This window comes from Streptomyces sp. 2323.1, from assembly GCF_900221035.1.
GTDB lineage: Bacteria > Actinomycetota > Actinomycetes > Streptomycetales > Streptomycetaceae > Streptomyces > Streptomyces sioyaensis.
Genome location: NZ_LT907981.1, coordinates 2,563,883 through 2,583,292, shown reverse-complemented (window position 1 = coordinate 2,583,292; position 19,410 = coordinate 2,563,883). Strand labels below are relative to the sequence as shown.

Genomic DNA, 19,410 nt, shown 5'->3' with positions numbered 1-19,410 from the left:
GGGCTCCTAGACGGCGACGGGGGTCTGGTCACCGGCGGCGCTGCGCCCGGTGACGGCGAGGAAGGCGTCCTGGAGGGACGCGGCGGCCGAGCCCGCATGGGCGCGCTTGAGGGCGTCCGGGGTGCCCTCGGCGACCACCACGCCCTGGTCGACGATCACCAGCCGGTCGGCCAGCGCGTCGGCTTCGTCGAGGTAGTGGGTGGTCAGGAAGACCGTGGTGCCGTGTTCCGTCCGGATCCGGCGGACCAGGTCCCACAGGTCGGCCCGGCTGCCCGGGTCGAGCCCGGTGGTCGGCTCGTCGAGGAACAGCACCTGGGGCCGGTGGGTGAGGCCCATCGCGAGGTCCAGCCGCCGCCGCTGCCCGCCGGAGAGCGTCGCGGTCTTGCGGTCGAGCAGCCCGGTCAGGCCCAGGTCGACGGCCAACTCCTCGGCGCGGGAGGCGGCTTCGGCCTTGCCGAGGCGGTAGAGGCGGGCCTGCGTGACCAGCTCCTCGCGTACCGAGACGTTCGGGTCGACGCCGCCGGACTGGGCGACGTATCCGGAGGCGCGGCGGACGCCCGCCGGGTCGCGGACGAGGTCGCAGCCGGCCACGGTCGCGCTGCCGCCGGTGGGCGTCAGCAGGGTGGTGAGCATGCGCAGGGTGGTGGTCTTGCCGGCGCCGTTGGGGCCGAGGAAGCCGAGGATCTCGCCGCGTTCGGCGGTGAGGTCGATGCCGCGTACGGCCTCTACGGGGCCGCGCGGGGTGGTGAAGGTCCGGGCGAGGCCGGACGCGCTGAGGACTGCCATGCCCACAGAAAAACAGAGAGACTTAAAAATTGCAATGCCCCCAAAATTTCATTGAGCCCAGCGAAAGGTAGGGTGGGGGCATGGCAGAGGGGCTCAGGGAGCGGAAGAAGCGGCAGACCCGCCAGTACATCTCCGACGTGGCCACCGGCCTCTTCCTGGAGCGCGGCTTCGACGCGGTGACCATCGCGGAGATCGCCGGGGCCGCGGAGGTCTCCGTCAACACCGTCTACAACTACTTCCCGGCCAAGGAAGACCTCTTCTTCGACCGCAGCAAGGGGGTCGCGGACCGGCTCTCGCGCTTCGTACGGGGCCGGGCGGCGGGGGAGTCCGCGGCCGTGGCCGTCCTGCGCGAACTGCGCGAGGAGGTCGAGGCGGTCTCCCCGCGGGTCGGACTGATGGAGGGGTACGAGCGGTTCATGCGCGTGGTGCACGACGCGCCCACCCTCAAGGCCCGCCTCTGGTACCTCCAGCAGGAGGTGCACGACAACCTGGAGGTCACGCTCCGGGAGGAGACCGGCGCACCGGCCGGCGACCCGCTGCCGGGCCTGATGGCGGGCCAGATCAACTGGGTGCACCAGAGTCTGATGCACTGGATCGCCCAGGCGATGCTCGCCGGCCGCAAGCCCGCGGAGGCCTCCCGGGAGGCGCTGGTCCTCCTCGACGAGATGGCGGACCTGCTGGGCGAAAAGGTGCTCAACTACGCCGTACGGACAGCCGACTGACGACGGGCTGTCCGGATCGTTCCCCCCTGGGGCGTACTCGTCGGTGTGATGTCCGTCATGGATAATCGGCGCCGCGGCCCGAAGGGCCTCGTTACGGGGCGGTGGTCGGGTGACGGGCGGGCGTGACGCGCATCTCTTACCCTCCAAAGGATCGCTCACGAGCGCTAACGTCACCCACGACCGTCAAATGCACAGGGTGTGAGGGGACAGCAGTGGCAAAGAAGCTCGCCGTCATCGGCGCCGGACTCATGGGGTCCGGTATCGCGCAGGTCTCCGCCCAGGCGGGCTGGGACGTGGTCCTCCGCGACGTGACGGACGAGGCGCTGGCCCGGGGCAAGGGCGGCATCGAGGCCTCGTACGAGAAGTTCGTCGCCAAGGGCAAACTCGCGGCATCCGACGCCGAACAGGCGCTGGCCCGCATCACCACCACGACCGACATGGAAGTCGCCGCCGAGGCCGACATCGTCGTCGAGGCCGTCTTCGAGCGGATCGACGTCAAGCGCGAGATCTTCCAGACGCTGGACAAGCTCGTCAAGGACGAGGCGGTGCTGGCCTCCAACACGTCCGCCATCCCGATCACCAAGATCGCGGCGGCGACCTCCCGCCCCGAACGGGTCGTCGGCACGCACTTCTTCTCGCCGGTGCCGATGATGCAGCTGTGCGAGCTGGTGCGCGGCTACAAGACCAGCGACGAAACCCTCGCCACCGCCCGGCAGTTCGCCGAGTCGGTCGGCAAGACCTGTGTCGTCGTCAACCGCGATGTGGCCGGCTTCGTCACCACCCGCCTGATCTCGGCGCTGGTCGTCGAGGCCGCCAAGCTCTACGAATCCGGCGTGGCCAGCGCCGAGGACATCGACACCGCCTGCAAGTTGGGCTTCGGCCACGCGATGGGGCCGCTCGCCACCGCCGACCTGACGGGCATCGACATCCTGCTGCACGCCACCGACAACATCTACACCGAGTCCCAGGACGAGAAGTTCGCACCGCCGGAGATCATGCGCCGGATGGTCGATGCGGGCGATATCGGACGCAAGAGTGGGCAGGGCTTCTACGAGCACTGATGCCCCGTCAGGCCCATCGGCCCCGATGGGCTCACCCCGCGGGGTGAATTCGGGTATCGGTTCGCTTACAGGCGGCAACTTCGCCGCATGAGAGGCAGTCAGTTCTGTAGACGTCCAGGCACCACCCATGACACCGGGGAGCGCATATGCACATCAGGGGCGACCACGCCGAGCTGGTCGTCGGGGGCCGCCTCGACGTCCGCAGCGCGGCGGACGCCCGAACGGCCCTGCATGCCGCCGTCGACTCCGGTCGGGGCGATCTCGTGCTGGACCTGACCGAGCTGGATTCCTGGGATGCCACCGGCCTCGGTGTGATCATGGGCGCGCACCGCCGTGCGGGCCGGGTCAACCGCAGGCTGGTGCTGCGCGGAGTACCGGCCCAGATGCAGCGCCTGCTGGTCGCCACCCGGCTGCACCGCATCCTCGCGATCGAGGGCGGCATCGAAGCGGAAACGCTTCCGCGGGTATGAGGCACGGGCGGTACGCCGCCCGGAGGCCCGCGCACGGAGTCGGGTCGGGGACCGGGCGATCAGAAACGCACGGCACAGCGCGACGAAGCATGCCGAGCCGAACGAGAGAAATGTCGTAAACAGCACGACACCGGCCAATCCCGGAAGTTCCGGTCAGGAGTGGCCCCCGGCGATGCGCCGGGCCACGCTCCAGGTCTAAGGTTCGGTTCCCGCCCGTATGTCATCATCCGCGGCGGGAACCGGACCGGACGCGAGGGCCACGCACAAGCTGCCGGAGCCGGAGGAGCGCGGACGGCACGAAGCGCAGCCGGCACGACGCCCGGCCTCCTGGATGCCCGGCGAGGCGGCGCGGAACGAAGCATCTGGGAGCTTGCACGATGGACCCGAACACTCACCGGGGACCCGAGGAGCACGGCGAGCAGGACGGCCCTGCCGAGCCGCCGGCCCCCGCGTTCGGCGGGCCGCAGGGCGGCTCCCGGGGGACCGCCCGCGTCGTACGGCTCGTCTCGGGTGCCTACCTCGTCACCGTCAACCCCGTCGACGGCAGCGAAATAGAACCCTGCCCGCCCGGCGAGGTCCCCGCCGCCCCCGGCAAGCTCGACCAGGAGGAACGCGCCGCGGCCGCCCGCGCGGCGGCGCCCCCGCTGCCCCCGGGCCCACCCGTGTCCGCCGGGCAGCAGGCCGTCCTCGAAGAGCGCACCGAGGACACCGAGCGCCTGGTCCGGCTGCTCTCCCGGGGCCGCTCGGTACGCGTCACCGGGCCCTCCGGTTCGGGCCGCACCCGGCTGCTGGACGCCGTCGCCGACGCCTGCGCCGACCTCGCCCCGGACGGGGTGATCCGGCTGTCCGGCTACCACCGCAACACCACCGACCTGCTGTACGCGCTGTTCGCCGCCGTCCACCGGGCCCCGCAGCACCGCCCCGACCGGACCGAGATGCTGCGCATGGTCGGCGGGATCGGCGGGATCGTCGTCCTGGACGACCTGGAGTTCGGCGGCGCCGCGCTCGACGAGCTGCTCGCCGCCACCCCCGAATGCGCCTTCCTGCTCGCCGCCACCCCCGACGTCGCGGCCCCCAGCGCCGGCTCGCACGTCGAAGAGGTCTTCCTCGGCGGCCTCGGCCGCGGCGCCTGCGTACGGATGCTGGAGCGCGCCGTGGACCGGCCGCTCACCGACGACGAGGAGGCCTGGGCCGCGGACCTCTGGTTCGAGTCCGAGGGGCTGCCGCTGCGGTTCGTGCAGGCGGCCGCCCTGCTGCGGCAGCGCGACCGGATGCTCGCCGGGCCGGGGGCCCTCGACGACGGTTACGGGCTCTTCCCCGCGGAGGCGGACACCGACGAGCCGGCCGCCGGGGCGGGCGAGCACCCCGAGGTGCCGCTGCCGTCCCTCGGCGAGGCCGCCGCCCCCGCCCCGCTGTTGGCTTCCCGGCTCAGCGAAGCCGCCCGGGAGACGCTGCGGATCGCCGTCGCGCTCGGCGGCGAGCTGCCGCACCAGGCGCATCTGCCGGCCCTCACCGAGGACACCCGCGCCGACGCCGCCCTCGGCGAGCTGCTGGCCTGCGGCCTGATCACCCCGGTCGCCGGGCACTACCGGCTCGCCGCCACCGTCCAGGACCAGCTGGCCGCGGACGGCTACGCGGAGGGCGCCGCCGCCCGGGCCCACACCGTCGCCCAGCACTACGCCTGGTGGGCCGGTCACCCCTCGGTCACCCCCGAACGGGCCGCCGCGGAGTCCGATGTGGCGCTGGCCGCGATGGGCGTGCTGACCGGCAGCCGGGAGGGCGGGCACACCAGCGCGGCCGTGCTGCTCGCCCGTACGGCCGCCCCGGCGTTCGCCGCGGCGCTGCACTGGAGCGCCTGGGAGCGCAGCCTGCGGCACGGCCAGGAGGCCGCGCGGCTGGCCGGCGAGGTCGCCGAAGAGGCCTACTTCCACCATGAGCTGGGCGTGCTGGCGCTGTGCACCGGCAACCTCGACAAGGCGCGCGCCGAGCTGGAGGCCTCCATCGGGCTGCGCGGTGTGCTCTCCGACCGCAATGGCGCGGTGGCCGGACGCCGCGCGCTGGCGCTGGTCACCGACAGCTCCCGGGCCGCTGCCGCCGCGGCGGCCACCACCACCCTGCCGCAGGCACCCGGCGCGGCCGCAGCCCGGAAGGCGAAGAGCCCGGCCGCCACACCGGCCGCCGGCGTCCCGGCCGCGAAGCCGCGGACGCCACGGGCCGAGGAGACCGCGGCGACGATCGTCGCCCGCAGTTCTTCCTCGGCGGCCGCCGCCACGACGGCCGTGACCGTGAGCGGCACGGCCGGCGGCAAGCGGCTGTTCGGCACGGCCCGCCGCAACGTCGTGGCCGCCGGCGCCGGCGCCCTGCTGGCCGCCGTCCTCGGCACCGTCGTCACGCTCGGCATGCCGTCCGGTGACGCGCACCACGACGACAAGGTCAGCACCGAACAAAGCACGGACGACGGCGCCGCCACCGACACCCCGGAGGAAGACCCCGCGACCGGCACCGGCCGGTCGCCGGCCCAGCAGGCCGGCACGACCCGGCCCGGCACCCCGGGCACCCCCGGTCACCAGGCGTCCCCGTCCCCCTCGGCCTCCGGCCCCGCCACCAGCGGTTCGCCCAGCGGCACCGGCCCGACGGACCCGACGACCGGCCCCACCGAACCGACCGGGCGGCCCACCACCCCCACCGGCCGGCCGACCCGCACCACCCAGCCGCCGACCGACGACCCGTCCGATCCCACGCCGACGGACAAGCCGACCAGCACCACGTCCAGTCCGACCCCCACCCAGGACCCCACGGACAAGCCGTCGACGCAGAGCCCCTCGCAGTCCGTGGCCGCCCCCTCGGACAGCGGCTCCACCGGGGGCAGTTCGTCCGGCGGCACACCGTCGGACGGCGGCGCCTCCTCCGCCGGCACGGCGAGCTCCTCGACGGGCTGAGGCCCCGCACCACCACAGCGCAACGGCCCGGTACGTGACCGGGCCGTTGCGCTGCGCCGTCCCCGGGGGCGGCACCCGGGGATCATGGCCGAAGAAGTCCCCAGGGGCCGACGGGGTCAGAACAGCCGGAGCTTGTCGTCCTCGATGCCGCGCAGCGCGTCGTAGTCCAGGACGACACAGTCGATACCGCGGTCGGTGGCCAGCACCCGCGCCTGCGGCTTGATCTCCTGAGCGGCGAAGACGCCCTTCACCGGGGCCAGATGCGGGTCACGGTTGAGGAGTTCGAGATAGCGGGTGAGCTGCTCGACGCCGTCGATCTCACCCCGCCGCTTGATCTCGACGGCGACGGTCCGGTGATCGGCATCCCGGCACAAGATATCCACCGGGCCGATGGCAGTGGGGTATTCACGCCGAATCAGGGAGTATCCCTCGCCGAGGGTTTCGATCCGGTCCGCGAGCAGCTCCTGGAGGTGGGCCTCCACCCCGTCCTTGATGAGCCCCGGGTCGACGCCGAGTTCGTGCGAGGAGTCGTGCATGACCTCCTCCAGGGTGATGATGAGCTTCTCGCCGCCCTTGTTCTCCACCGTCCACACGTCCCCGTCGGCCTCCTTGAGGGTGCACGGCGGCGACATCCAGTTGAGGGGTTTGTAGGCCCGGTCGTCCGCGTGAACGGAGACGGAGCCGTCGGCCTTCACGAGGATGAGGCGGGGGGCCGAGGGGAGATGGGCGGTGAGCCGGCCCGCGTAGTCCACGGAGCAGCGGGCGATGACGAGACGCATGGGGCGAAACGCTACTCGACCGGAGGCCCCGCACGCGATTCGCCCTGGATCACGGGGCCTTTACGGGGGAAATCCCCGCACCCCCGGCGCTCGCCAATGGCCGGTTGTATGTGCAATCTCCTGGTGCGGGCACCTTGCGCGGCATACCGTTGAAGCGGGGGGTCGTGAGGCGAACACGCTGTGTCGCGAAACCCCTTGTCCCGTCCCTAGGCCCTGTCCGTCCCGGCGGGGCCGCGAGAGGAGAACCTCATGTCGCTCGACGTCTCACCGGCCCTCCTCGAACAGGCCGAGCGAGGCGAGGTCGACGAAGCCGCATTTGTCGACTGCGTCCGGACCTCCCTGCCCTATGCATGGGGGATGATCAGCTCTCTGGTGGCCCAGCTGAAGGTGGACGGCGGAGAGTTCGCCGACAATCAGACGCCTCCGCCGGACGAGCAGGCGCGCGGTCAGTTGCTGCGCGCACTGGCGAGTGACGCCATTCGTGGTTCGCTGGAGCGGCACTTCGGTGTGCGGCTCGCCTTTCAGAACTGCCACCGGGTCGCGGTCTTCCCGCTCGACCCGGCGGTGGACGACCGCCTGGCCCGATTCACCTCCATACGGGGCCAGCTGTTGAATCAGTCGCCGCAACTCCGCGACTGCTGAACGCCGTTGCTGCCGCTGCGCACAGGATTGTGAGACGCACCGTGCCGGTGCGCCAGCGGCAGCACTCTCCCAGGACGGGGACACCTCCGGGCACGGTGCGCGGCTCCACCGCGCGCGGGCACCGTCGCCCGCGCACGGCAGCGCCGCACCGGGCCGGTCACCCCAGCTGCGGCAGCACCTCCGCGCCCAGCCGGCGCACGTTCTCCTCCGTCGCCGCGAGGTCACCGGATCCCTCGACGAGCAGGGCGAAGCGGCTGATGCCCGTACGCTCCGAGGTCGCCGCCAGCCGGTCCGCGCACAGCTGGGGTGTGCCGACGGGATGCAGCCCGCACAGCAGCTCCGTATAGGCCAGCGGATCACGCATCGCGCGATAGCGGCCGTCGACGGTCACATGCGCGCCCAGGCCCTGCCGCAGCCAGCCGGGCATCGCCTTGGTCAGGGACTCCCTCGCCGCCTCCCGGCCGTCGGCGACCTGCACCACGCCCGCCGAGACATGCGCGGCGGCGGCCACCTCGTCGCCGTCCCGGCCGGCCTCCCGGGCGGCCGACCGCCACAGCGCGACCATCTCCGCCTTCTCCTCGTCTCCGCAGTGCATACCCAGCAGCATCGGCAGCCCGCGCTCGGCGGCGGTCCGCACCGACGCGGCGGAGGTGCAGGCCACCACCACCGGCGGGCCCGTGGGCCCGGCACACGGATCGTCCGGATCGGTCAGCGCCTGATCCGGCCGCGGCACCACCGCCACCTCCCGGAACGCATAGCGCTCGCCCTGCGCGCCGACCCGCGGCTCCCGCAGCCAGCGCATCAGCAGATCGAGGGATTCCGGGAAGCCGTGGTCGTACGCGGCGAGCCCGGAGCCGAACACCTCCAGATCCACCCAGGGGCCGCCCCGGCCGACGCCGAGCGTGAACCGGCCGCCGGCGGTGAGATGCAGCAGCGCCGCCTGCTCGCCGAGCGTCACCGGATGCTGGGTCGGCAGCACGCTCACCGCCGTCCCGACCCCGATCCGGCGGGTGCGCCCCAGCAGCAGCGCCGCCAGCGTCACCGCGCTCGGACAGACGCCGTACGGTACGAAGTGGTGTTCCGCCAGCCAGACATCGTCGAGCCCGGCCTCCTCCGCGACCTCCGCGGAGCGCACCGCGCGGTGCAGTGCTTCCCCCTGTCCCTGGCCGGGGAATTGAGCGGCCAGGATGAAAGCCCCAACGCGCATCGCTCTTCTGCCTCCTCGCAGCCGACGCGACTCCCCCCACCGGCAACAACGGGAGACACGTGCCAAGGGCACGGCCTGACGGGAAATTTCCCGATGATCGCAGAAACCTGCCGAGCGGAGTCCACCCCTGACCGAGCCGCGTACGCTGGTGACATCCCGTGACCCCGTGACCCTCCGAGGTGCTCTGTGTCCCCGCGTCGAAACCGCCTGCCCGGCGGCGCGAAGCCCATCGACCGCACGGGCGGTGACCGCTACGGCCTGGAACGTACCGAGGAGTGGCGCGGCGAGACCTGGGTCGTCCGGCAGGTGGGGGGCGGCGGTGCGGCCAAGCACTACCGCTGCCCCGGCTGCGACCAGGAGATCCCGCCCGGGGTGCCGCATGTCGTCGCCTGGCAGCAGCACGGCGACGTCGACGACCGCCGGCACTGGCACAAGGCGTGCTGGAACGCACGGGACCGCCGGAGCGCGCGGCTCCAGCGGTCCCGGAATGCGCCCAGATACTGAGCGGTTGAGAAGGGTGCGCGGCGTCAGACGTCGCGCTGTGCGACGGCTGCGTAGGCGCCGCCCAGCACCACCGCGGTCACGCCGGCAAGGATCCACAGCGGCGTCCAGCCGGTCGGACCCGTGGGCAGGAACGGGATGTCGTAGAGCGTCGCCAGGGCGCTCGGCACCGAGTACTCGATCAGCGTCCGCTGGATGTCCTTGACGCTGTCACCCTGCAGGAACAGCGCCAGCAACATCGGCAGCAGCACCACGCCCATCATCGAGCTGATGGCGCCCGCGGAGTGCCGCAGCAGGGCGCCGACGGCCAGCGCCAGCAGGCCGAGCAGCGCGACATACAGACCGGCACCGAGGGTGGCGCGCAACCACTGGTCGGTGGTCGGCGCGGGGCCGTTGAGCATGGCGGTGTCGAGCAGCGCGACCAGCGTGGTCGCGACCGTTGTGAGCACCAGCGCGAGGGTGAAGAAGACGACGGCCTTCGCGGTCAGCACCCGGACGCGGCTGGGGCAGGCGGTCAGCGTCGTACGGATCATGCCGGTGCCGTACTCGGACGAGATCGACAGCACGCCCAGGGTGATCACGCACAGGCTGCCGAGCAGCACGCCGACGAAGCCGACGCCGAGCAGCGGGTCCATCTCGCGTTCCGAGCCCGCCGCGAGGCTGGCCAGCAGACCGATGCCGACGGTCAGGACGACCATCACGCCCAGCGTCCAGATCGTCGAGCGCAGCGAGCGGATCTTCGTCCACTCGGAGGCCAGCGCATGGCCGAGGTGGGTGGGGCGCACGGGGATGGGGGAGACGTAGCCGCCCGCTCCGGCCCAGGCCTGCTGGGGGTGGGCCTGCTGCGGGGCGGGGGGCTGCTGGGCCTGCGGGTGGTGCTGCTGGTGCTGCGGCGGGGCCGGGGCCTGCGGCTGCGCCGGGGGCTGGCCCTGCTGCTGGAGCATCATCGTGCCCGCGTCCCTGCCCGGTCCGTGTGCCGCGAGCGGCTGCGGCTCGGCGGGCTGCTGGGGCTGGAGCATCATCGTGCCGGCTTCCCTGGCCGGCGCGGGCTGTCCGGGCGCCTGTTGGGCCTGGAGCGTCATGGTGCCCGGCTCCTTGGCGAGCGACGGCTGGGCGGGGGGCTGCTGGGCCTGCAGCATCATCGTGCCCGCTTCCCCGGCGGGCGGGGGCTGCTGACCGGGCTGCTGCTGCGGCGGCTGCTGTCCGGGCTGCGCCGGTGCGGCGGGCGGCGCCTGGGGCGGCCGGCCCTGCGGCGGGTGCGGCGCGGCGGGCGGCACCGGCGGCGCGGCCGGCAGCGGCTGCTGCTGCGCGCCGGTGTCGTCGGGTCCGCGCTCAGGCTGCGGCTGGGGCTGCGGCTGCTGAGGGCTGGTCATCGGGCGTCCTCGTGGTGCGGCGTGGGCTGGTCGGCGGGGGCGGCGGGCGGTGCGGCCGGGGTCGCAGGCGGCATCGGCGCGGCGGGCTGGTGCCCGTACGGGTGAGGCGCGCCGTACGACTCGGGTGCCCCGTACGGGTGACCCTGAGCCGGCCCGGGCGGCGGATGGCCCGGCCCCGGAACGGCACCGGGCGCCTGCTGGGCGTACGGATTCGGCTGTCCCTGGCCGGGGACGCCCGCCGGGACCTGGCCCGGCATGCCCGCCGGGACCTGGCCCGGGCCACCGGGCTGACCGGCCGGGTAGCCGGGGCCACCCGCATACCCCTGCGGCGGGGGACCCTGCGGGGCGAACCCGGCGGGGGCCTCCTGCAGCCCGGCCCGTGCGTCGGCCGTCGAGCGGTAGTCCACGGCGCCCTGCGTCATCCGCATGTACGCCTCCTCCAGGGACGCCTGGTGCGGCGACAGCTCCCACAGCCGGACCTCGGCCGCATGCGCGAGATCGCTGATGCGGGGGAGCGGCAGCCCGGTCACCCGCAGGGCGCCGTCCGGCTCGGGGGTGATCTGCCCGCCCGCTTCACCGAGCGCGGCGGTCAGCTTCTCGCGCTGCTCCGGCTCGGTGTCCGGGGTACGCACCCGGGCGAAATCGGCGGAGTTGGCCGAGATGAACTCCTTGACCGACATGTTCGCCAGCAGCTGGCCACGGCCGATCACGATCAAGTGCTCGGCGGTCAGCGCCATTTCGCTCATCAGATGCGAGGAGACGAAGACCGTACGGCCCTCGGACGCGAGCTGCTTCATCAGGTTGCGCACCCACAGGATGCCCTCGGGGTCGAGGCCGTTGACCGGCTCGTCGAAGAGGAGCACCTGCGGATCGCCGAGCAGCGCCGCGGCGATGCCCAGCCGCTGGCCCATTCCGAGCGAGAAGCCGTTGGAGCGCCGCCCTGCGACCTCCTGCAGACCGACCACGCCGAGCACCTCGTCGACCCGGCGGGCCGGGATGCCCGACAGCTGGGCGAGCGAGAGCAGATGCTGGCGCGCGCTGCGCCCGCCGTGCACGGCCTTGGCATCGAGCAGCGCGCCCACCTGGCGCGGGGCGTTGGGGAGCTGGCGGTAGGGCCGCCCGGCGATGGTCGCGTGCCCCGAGGTCGGTGCGTCCAGGCCCAGAATCATGCGCATCGTGGTCGACTTGCCGGAGCCGTTGGGCCCCAGGAAGCCGGTCACCGTGCCCGGCCGTACCTGGAACGACAGGTTGTACACGGCCGTCTTGGCGCCGTAGCGCTTCGTCAGGCCGACTGCCTCGATCATTCTCCGCCCCTCGCGAGATGCCTCGGGGCAGAGGCGCCCTCGTACCCCCGTGAGGGTTAGGAGGCTATCCGTACATTGACGGTTCCCGTCAATCGGGACGGGGCTCGCGGCCTCCGGTGGAGAGACGGCGGGCCGTTTCGCGGCCGGGTGTCACGCGTCCCGCCGCTTCAGCAGGACATAGCCGCCGAGCAGCGCCACCACCGTCCAGGCGATCATGATGCCGAGACCGCCCCACGGCCCGTACGGCACATCGTTGTTGGCGGGCGTGACCACCTGCATGATCTTCGAGCCCGCCTGGTCCGGCAGATAGCGGCCGACCTTCCGGGTCGCCGAGACGTTGCCGAGGATGTTCGAGATCAGGAAGAAGAACGGCATCAGGATGCCCAGCGACAGCATCGGACTGCGCAGCATCACGGCCACCGCCATCGAGAACAGCGCGATCAGCGTCATATAGAGCCCGCCGCCGAACACCGCGCGCAGCACCCCGGGATCGCCGAGGTGCGCCCGCAGATCACCCAGCATCGCCTGCCCCGCGAAGAAGGCCACGAAGCTGGTCGCCAGGCCGACGACGAAGACCAGCGCGGTGGCCACCAGCAGCTTGCCGAACAGAAAGGTGCCGCGCTGCGGAACGGCCGCCAGCGAGGCCCGGATCATGCCGGTGCTGTACTCGTTCGAGACCACCAGCACCCCGAAAACGATCATCGCGAGCTGGCCCAGCCCCATCCCGGAGAAGCTGATGTTGGTGGCGTCGAACGACAGCCGCTCCCTGGCCGGCATGGACCGGAAGTCGTGATTGGTCAGGATGCAGATCAGCATGCCCAGCGCGATGGTGAGCACCGCGGCGATGCCGAGCGTCCACACCGTGGACCGCACCGACCTGATCTTGGTCCACTCCGACCGAATGACCTGCCCGAGCGCCGCCATCCGTCAGCTCCTCTTCTTCTGCCAGTCGGCACCCCAGCCGGTCGGCTGCGGCTCGCCGGGGCGTGCCCCGGCCGGCTGCGGGGCTCCCGGGGTCCGGCCACCCGGCGGGGAGCCCGCCTGGGCCGGCACCGGCTCGCCGTCGCGTGCGTGATACTCCACCGAATCCGCCGTCAGCTGCATGAACGCCTCTTCCAGGGACGCCTGCTGGGGGCTCAGCTCGTGCAGCACCAGCTGATGCGCCGCGGCCAGCTCGCCCAGCCGGTCGGCGGGCACCCCGTCGACCTCCAGCGAGCCGTTGCCGGCCACCACCGCGTCGATGCCCTCGGAGTGCAGCAGATCCAGCAGCTTCTCCCGCTCCGGGGACCGCATCCGGACGTACGACCGCGAGTTCTGCTGGATGAACTCCCTCATCGAGGTGTCGGCCATCAGCCGCCCCTGGCCGATCACGATCAGATGCTCGGCGGTCAGCGCCATCTCACTCATCAGATGCGAGGAGACGAACACGGTCCGGCCCTGGGCCGCGAGGTTCTTCATCAGATTGCGGATCCAGTGGATGCCCTCGGGGTCGAGGCCGTTGACCGGCTCGTCGAAGAGGAGGACCTGTGGATCGCCGAGCAGCGCCGCGGCGATGCCCAGCCGCTGGCTCATCCCGAGCGAGAACCCCTTCGCCCGCTTCTTGGCGACCGCGCTCAGCCCCACGGTGTCCAGCACCTCGAAGACCCGGCTGCGCGGAATGCCGTTGCTCTGCGCCAGACACAGCAGATGGTTGGCGGCGCTGCGGCCACCGTGCACCGACTTCGCCTCCAGCAGCGCCCCGATGTACGTCAGCGGATCCTGCAGCTGCCGGTAGTGCTTGCCGTCGATCCGGACCGTCCCCGCCGTCGGGTTGTCCAGGTCGAGCATCATCCGCATGGTGGTCGACTTGCCCGCGCCGTTCGGGCCGAGGAAGCCGGTGACGATGCCGGGCCGCACCGTCAGGGTGAGATCGTCCACGGCGACCTTGTCGCCGTAATGCTTGGTCAGCCCCTCGAGCTCGATCATGTACGGCACGCTAGGCGGGCCCCGGAGCCCCTGCCACCGGAGCGGGGCCGCCCGGCTGACCCCCGGTACGCACCACGCCCCCGGGCCGCCACACGGGCGGTACGGGGGCGTGGGACGCAGCGGGCGAAACCTGCCTGGGGGCACCACCCAGCGTGAGCTGGGGGACGGTCAGTCAGCGGGTCTGCTGGGCGGGGACGCCGCGGGTGACGGTCTCCTCGTCGCCGGGGGCACCGGCCGCGGCCACCGCCGCACCGGTCAGCGTCGCGAGCATCTCGCGGACGTTGGTCAGCTGCGCATTGATCGAGTCGCGGCGGTTGGTCAGCGCCGCCAGCTCGCGCTCGGATTCGCTGCGGATCCGGTCCGCCTTGGCGTTGGCGTCCGCCACGATGTCCTCGGCCTGGCGCTGCGCGGTCTCCACCGTCTGGCGGGCCCGGCGCTCCGCGTCCGTGCGCAGCTTCTCGGCCTCCAGGCGGAGCTGCTCGGCGCGGTGCTCGATCTCCGCGAGCCGCTTCTCGGCCTTGGCCTGACGCGAGGCCAGGTCGCGCTCGGACTGCTCACGGCGCTTGGCGAGGTTGGTCTCGAAGTCCGCGGCGGCCTGGGCGGCCTTGGCGCGGGTCTCCTCGAAGAGGGAGTCCGCCTCCTCGCGCTTGGACTGCGCGTCCTTCTGCGCCTCGGCGCGCAGCGTGGACGCCTCGCCCTTGGCCTTCTCGACGATCCGGGCGCCCTCGTCCTCCGCCTTCGACTTGCGCTCGGCGGCGAACGCCTCCGCGTCGTTACGGACCTGCTGGGCGGCCGACTCGGCCAGCTCACGGTGCTGCTCGGCGGCCCGACGGGCCTCCTCGCGCAGATCCTTCGCCTCTTCCTCGGCGAGGCGGAGGATCTTCTCCACGCGCGCACCCAGGCCCGCGTAGGACGGTTCGGCGTCATTGACCTGCGCCTGGGCGTTCTGCGTTTCGAGGTGCAGCTCCTCGATCCGCTTTTCCAGCGACGTGATGCGGGCCAGCGCGCTGTCGCGGTCCGCGACGAGCTTCGTAATGCGGTCATCCACCTGACCGCGGTCGTACCCACGCCGCACGAGCTCGAAGCCGAAGGGGGAGGAAGTGTCGCTCATGGGGTTCCTGTCGAAGAGACCGGTGAGGTGATAAGGAGAATCCTAGGGGTCACAACGGCGTGTCATCGAGTCATTGCCCGTTTGATCTGGAGAATGACCCCTCATTTGAGTGGCTACCCTTCAGACTGCTTGCCACTCGAACGAGTTGCCCCCGCTCCGGCGGCTGCCTTCACACCACCGCCCTTTCCGTCCCCGTTTCCGCCGGGCGTCTCGAACGATTCCAGGGCCTCCAGGACATCCTGGACGCGGGAGATTTCGGCGTTGATGTCCTCGCGCCGGCGCACCAGGACCTCCAGCTCCCGCTTGCCCTCGTCGACGATCCGGGTGGCCTCGGCCTCGGCCTCGCGGCGCATCCGCTCCGCGTCGCGCACCGCCTCGGCCTTCTTGTTCTCGGCCTCCTTGATCAGGCCCTCGGCCTTCTTCACCGCCGAGATCCGGACCTTGCTCGCCTCGCTGTTGGCGTCCGCGACCATCCGGTCGGCCTTCTCCTCGGCCTCCACCTGCTGGGCGGTGGCCTGCGCGATGAGCTTGTCGACCCGCTCGCCGGCGTTCTTCATCGTCTCCGCCGACTCCCGGCGGGCCCGCTCGTGCAGCTCCTCGACCTCGGACTCGATCCGCTGGCGCAGCTCCTCGGCGCGCTCGCGGATGCCGGTGGCGTCCCGGCGGGCCTCCTCCAGCAGGGTGTTCGCGTCCGTACGCGCCTTCTCGACCAGCTCGTTGCCGTCGGAGGTCGCCTCCGCGACGAGCCGCTCGGCCTCCGTGCGGGCCGCCCCGACCATCGTGTCGGCCTGCTCCTCGGCGGCGGTGGCCGCCTTGAGCGCCTCCTCCTGGGCCCTGGCGACGAGCTGGTCCGCCTGCTCGGCGGCGTCCCCGCGGCGCTGGGCAGCGTCCTTGCGCGCCTCGTCCAGCAGCCGGTCCGCCGCCTCCTGGGCGTCGGTCCGGGTGCGCTCGGCCGCCGCTTCGGCGTCCTCCTTGAGCTTCGCGGACTCGTTGCGGGTGCGGTTGGCGTGCTCCTGCGCGGCGGTGACCGTCTCGGCCGCCTCCGCCCGCAGCCGGTCCGCCTCCGCGGTGGCCGTCGCGACCATCCGGTCCGCCAGCTCCCGGGCATCGGCCCGGGTACGGTCCGCGTCCCGCTCGGCGTCCGCGGTCGTCTCCGCCGCGTCGGTACGCAGCCGCTCCGCCTCGGTCGCGGCCTCCGACATCAGCTGGTCGGCCTGTTCCGCGGCGTCCGAACGCGTCTTGTTGGCCGCCTCGCGCGCCTGGTCGCCGGTGCGCTCCGCGTCCAGCCGGGCGCTCTCCAGCACCTCGGCCGCCTCGGTGCGCAGCCGCTCCGCGGTCTGCGTCGCCTCCGACACCAGCGCCTGCGCCTGCTGCTCGCCCTCCGCGCGCATCGCGTCGGCGGCCGCCCGGGCCTCCTGGACGATGCGGTCGGCGTCGTCCTGCGCCGAAGACGTCAGCTCGGTGGCTTCGGTGACGATCCGTTCGGCCTCGGTACGGGCCTCGGTGATCAGGCGGTCGGCCTGCTCCGCGGCCTCCGAACGCATCCGGTTCGCGTCGTCGCGCGCCTCCGCACGGGCCCGCGCCGCGTCCTGCTCGCCCGACGCCAGCGCGTCCGAGGCGTCCGTGCGCAGCTGCTGTGCCTTCGCGGTGGCGTCCGCGACCAGCTTCTCGGCCTGTGCGCTCGCCTCCGACAGCAGCCGGTCGGCCTGCTCGGCGGCCTCGGTGCGGGCCGTGTTGGCGTCCCGGCGGGCCTCGTCGAGGACCCCGGCCGCCTCGGCGCGCAGCCCCTCGGCCTCCTCGATGGCCTCGGAAACCGCCCGCTCCGCCAGGGACTTCGCGTCGTCCCGGGCCTCCTGGGCCTCTTGGCGTACGCGTACGGCCTCCTCCGAGGCGCGCTCGCGCTCCTCGTAGGCCTCCTTGCGGAGCCGGTCCGCCTCGTCCTGCGCCTCGGCCTTCGTCCGCTCCGCGGCGTGCTCGGCCGCCGAACGCAGCCCGGCGATCTCCTCACCGGCCTGCTCGTGCAGCCCCGCGACCGAGTCCCGCACCTGCTGCGCGGTCTGTTCGGCCGCCGCCATCAGCTCGACGGCCCGCCGGTCGGCGTCCTCGACCAGCCGCTCGGCCTCCTCCTGCGCCTCGCCGACCCGGGTACGGGCCGCCGCCAGCAGCTCCTCGCTCTGCTCGCGCGCCGCGGTGCGCTCCTGGTGGGCCTCCTCGCGGGCCTCGCCCAGCAGCTGCTCGGCCTCCCGGCGCCGCCGCGCGGCCTCCTCCTGGGCCGCGGCCAGCGCCTGCGCCGCCTCGGTACCCGTGCGCTCCGCGGCCGTCGCCGCCTCCGCACGCACCCGGTCCGCGGTCTCCTGCGCCTCCGCCTTCAGCCGCTCCGCCTCGGCCGTCGCCTCGCTGCGCAGCCCGGCCGCCGCCGACTCGGCCTCGGCACGCGCCGCCGTCGCATCCGCAGCGGCCTCCGCGCGCAGCCGTTCGGCCTCCTCCTCGGCCTGCTGCTCCAGCGTCCGGCGCCGCTCCGCCGACTCCGACTTGAGGCGGGCCGCCTCCTCCTGGGTCTCCCGGCGCAGCGCCTCCGCTTCCGCGCGGGCGTCGCGCAGCCGCTGCTCGGCGGCGGCGACCTTCTCCTCCGCCTCGGTGCGCAGCCGGTCCAGCTCGGCCTGCGCCTCGGCGCGCCGGTCCTGGGCGGCCTGCTCGGCCTCGGCCCGCAGCCGTGCGGCGGACTCCTCCGCCTCGGTGGTGACCATCTCCGCGGCCTGGGCGCCCTCGGTGAGCAGCTCCTCGGCCTCCGAGCGGGCCCGCTCCAGGGCCTCCTCGGCCTGCCGGCGCAGCGCCGTGGCCCGTTCGATGGCCTCCGTCCGCACCCGCTCGCTCTCCGCGACGGCGGCCGAACGGGTCTCCTCGGCATCGTTCTTGGCCTTGCCCAGCAGTTCCTCGGCGGACCCGGCCGCCTCCTCGATCTGCTGGACCGCCTCCCGGCGGGCCTCGCTGCGGATCCGCTCGCCCTCGGCGACCGCGTCCGCCCGCAGCTGCTCGGCCTCCCCGCGCAGCCGCCGCGCCTCCTCCTGGAGTTCGACGGTCTTGGCGCGGTACTCCTTGGTGTCGTCCTTCGCCGCGCCCTTGAGCTGCGCGACGGTGTCATGCGCCTCTTCCCGCAGCCGGTCCGCCTCGGACTCGGCCTCCTTGCGCAGCCGTTCGGCCTCCTCCGCCGCCGCCTTGGTGGTGGCCTTGGCGTCCTCCGACGCCTTGGTCAGCACCTCCTCGGCGGTGCGCGCGGCCTTCGCCAGCTGTGCCGCGGAGTCCTCGGCCGCCTGCGACCGGGCGCTGTCCTGCGCCTCGGCGATCAGCCGTTCGGCCTCCGTGCGGGCATCGGTCCGCAGCTGCTCGGCCTCGGCCTTGAGCGCCTCGGCCTCCTTGGTGGCCTCCCCGACCAGCCGGGCGATCTCCGCCTTGGCCGTACGGGTGCGCTGCTCGTTGTCCGACTCGACGGCCGACAGCCGCTTGGAGGCGGCCTGCTGCGCCTCCTCGACCAGCTTCTCCGCCTCGGCACGCGCCTCGCGCAGCGCCGTGTCGGCCTCCTGGATGCGGGCCTCGGCGGTGCGGGTCAGCTCCGCGGCCTGCCGGCGCGCCTCCTCCGATTCGCTGCCGACGCTGGTGCGCAGCTGCTCGGCCTGGTCGGTGGCCTCCTGGGCCTGGTTGGAGGCGGCGTTCAGCAGCCGCTCGGCGTCCGTACGCGCCCGGCGCAGGATGGATTCCGCTTCGGCGCGGGCCTGCTCCGCCTCGGAGCCGAGCCGCTCACGGGCGCGTTCGGCCAGCCGCTGGGCCTCGGCCCGCGCGGCCGCCAGCGCCTGCTCGGCCTCCGCCCGGGACTCCTCCATCAGCCGGCGGGCCTGCGACTCCGTACGGGCGCGCAGCTGTTCGGCCCAGGCGACGTTCTCGTTGACGTGCGATTCGACGGTCTGCCGGCGCTCGTTGAGCTCCTCGTCGAGCCGCTGGCGGCGGGTGACCGCCTCGGCGTGCAGCTCGGCCTCCAGCCGGGACTGCCGCTCGGCCTGCTCCTGCAGCAGCCGCTGGGTCTGTGCCCGTGCCTCGCGCAGCTCGCGCTCGGCGTCCGTACGCAGTTGGTCCGCCTGGATCTGCGCATTGCGCAGCAGCTGCTCGGCCTGATGACTGACGTTGTCGTAGGCAGGACGGGTCGCGAGGTTGCGGCGCGCCTCATGGAGCTTGGCGCGCAGCACCTCGACCTGATAGCCGAGGTCGTCGGCGTGCTGGACGGCCTTGTCCCGCTCGCTCTTCAGCCGCTCCATCTCGGCCTCGAACTGCGAGAGGTGGTCGTCAGCCTCGTAGCGGTCGTTGCCCCGCACTGCGCGGTCCCATCCGTCCCCTGGTCATGGTGGCGGCCGTCTCCGGATTCTGCAGCGCTCGTCCCGTACACGTCACGTCGTACGGACTTGCGCCCCTCGGAGCTGACCCTTCCGAAGAAATGGTGTCAGATCATCGGCAGGGTATGGACCGAGCCCCACTCCCTTACCCCGGCCGAAGCTGCACTC

The 19,410-nt window shown here is 73.0% G+C and carries 15 protein-coding genes; 6 read left to right on the top strand and 9 right to left on the bottom strand.

The genetic code is table 11. From position 1 onward, the window contains the following. Positions 1–6 precede the first annotated feature (6 nt). Positions 7–786, bottom strand: coding sequence for an ABC transporter ATP-binding protein (locus CPH93_RS10415; protein WP_096212624.1), 780 nt, complete (start codon positions 784–786; stop codon positions 7–9). 80 nt (positions 787–866) lie between these two features. Between CPH93_RS10415 and CPH93_RS10410 the strand changes: the two genes are divergently transcribed. The 4 genes from CPH93_RS10410 (at position 867) to CPH93_RS10395 (ending at position 5,978) form a co-directional block, all read left to right on the top strand. After that, positions 867–1,508, top strand: coding sequence for a TetR/AcrR family transcriptional regulator (locus tag CPH93_RS10410; protein WP_093485195.1), 642 nt, complete (start codon positions 867–869; stop codon positions 1,506–1,508). A gap of 212 nt (positions 1,509–1,720) precedes the next feature. Continuing rightward, positions 1,721–2,569 (top strand): 3-hydroxyacyl-CoA dehydrogenase family protein, encoded by an 849-nt coding sequence (locus CPH93_RS10405; protein ID WP_096212623.1) that lies wholly within the window; start codon positions 1,721–1,723, stop codon positions 2,567–2,569. A 146-nt stretch (positions 2,570–2,715) separates the two neighbouring features. Next, positions 2,716–3,039 (top strand): STAS domain-containing protein, encoded by a 324-nt coding sequence (locus CPH93_RS10400; protein ID WP_093485197.1) that lies wholly within the window; start codon positions 2,716–2,718, stop codon positions 3,037–3,039. Positions 3,040–3,416: 377 nt separating this feature from the next. Continuing rightward, on the top strand, positions 3,417–5,978 hold the full coding sequence (locus tag CPH93_RS10395; protein WP_096212622.1) for an ATP-binding protein: 2,562 nt from the start codon (positions 3,417–3,419) through the stop codon (positions 5,976–5,978). Positions 5,979–6,094: 116 nt separating this feature from the next. Here the strand turns inward: CPH93_RS10395 and nucS are convergent, their stop codons facing one another. Beyond that, positions 6,095–6,757, bottom strand: a complete 663-nt coding sequence (gene nucS, locus CPH93_RS10390) for an endonuclease NucS (RefSeq protein WP_006603075.1) — start codon at positions 6,755–6,757, stop codon at positions 6,095–6,097. Between the two features lie 249 nt (positions 6,758–7,006). Here nucS and CPH93_RS10385 point away from each other — a divergent pair, with 249 nt between their 5' ends. Further along, entirely contained in the window at positions 7,007–7,399 is a 393-nt protein-coding gene (locus CPH93_RS10385) for an SCO5389 family protein (protein WP_006603074.1), read from the top strand. A gap of 157 nt (positions 7,400–7,556) precedes the next feature. Here CPH93_RS10385 and CPH93_RS10380 read toward each other — a convergent pair whose 3' ends face one another. Beyond that, the gene (locus CPH93_RS10380) at positions 7,557–8,606 is read right to left on the bottom strand and encodes an LLM class flavin-dependent oxidoreductase (protein ID WP_093485199.1); all 1,050 of its coding nucleotides are present in this window, start codon (positions 8,604–8,606) and stop codon (positions 7,557–7,559) included. 186 nt (positions 8,607–8,792) lie between these two features. On the opposite strand from CPH93_RS10380, the gene CPH93_RS10375 reads away from it, so the two are divergent. Further along, positions 8,793–9,110 (top strand): hypothetical protein, encoded by a 318-nt coding sequence (locus CPH93_RS10375; RefSeq protein ID WP_006603072.1) that lies wholly within the window; start codon positions 8,793–8,795, stop codon positions 9,108–9,110. Positions 9,111–9,133: 23 nt separating this feature from the next. Here the strand turns inward: CPH93_RS10375 and CPH93_RS36135 are convergent, their stop codons facing one another. The 6 genes from CPH93_RS36135 to scy all read right to left on the bottom strand — a co-directional run bounded on the left by CPH93_RS36135 (position 9,134) and on the right by scy (position 19,224). Continuing rightward, on the bottom strand, positions 9,134–10,480 hold the full coding sequence (locus CPH93_RS36135) for an ABC transporter permease subunit (protein ID WP_173909767.1): 1,347 nt from the start codon (positions 10,478–10,480) through the stop codon (positions 9,134–9,136). Further along, positions 10,477–11,784, bottom strand: a complete 1,308-nt coding sequence (locus CPH93_RS10365) for an ABC transporter ATP-binding protein (RefSeq protein WP_096212621.1) — start codon at positions 11,782–11,784, stop codon at positions 10,477–10,479. Before CPH93_RS10365 ends, CPH93_RS36135 begins: the two co-directional genes overlap by 4 nt. 150 nt (positions 11,785–11,934) lie before the next feature. Beyond that, complete coding sequence (locus CPH93_RS10360) at positions 11,935–12,708, bottom strand: ABC transporter permease (protein WP_093485202.1); 774 nt, start codon at positions 12,706–12,708, stop codon at positions 11,935–11,937. Between the two features lie 3 nt (positions 12,709–12,711). Further along, complete coding sequence (locus tag CPH93_RS10355; RefSeq protein ID WP_093485203.1) at positions 12,712–13,749, bottom strand: ABC transporter ATP-binding protein; 1,038 nt, start codon at positions 13,747–13,749, stop codon at positions 12,712–12,714. 172 nt (positions 13,750–13,921) lie between these two features. Next, positions 13,922–14,860, bottom strand: coding sequence for a cellulose-binding protein (locus CPH93_RS10350; protein WP_093485204.1), 939 nt, complete (start codon positions 14,858–14,860; stop codon positions 13,922–13,924). A gap of 113 nt (positions 14,861–14,973) precedes the next feature. Next, complete coding sequence (scy, locus tag CPH93_RS10345) at positions 14,974–19,224, bottom strand: polarized growth protein Scy (protein WP_096212620.1); 4,251 nt, start codon at positions 19,222–19,224, stop codon at positions 14,974–14,976. Positions 19,225–19,410 lie beyond the last annotated feature (186 nt).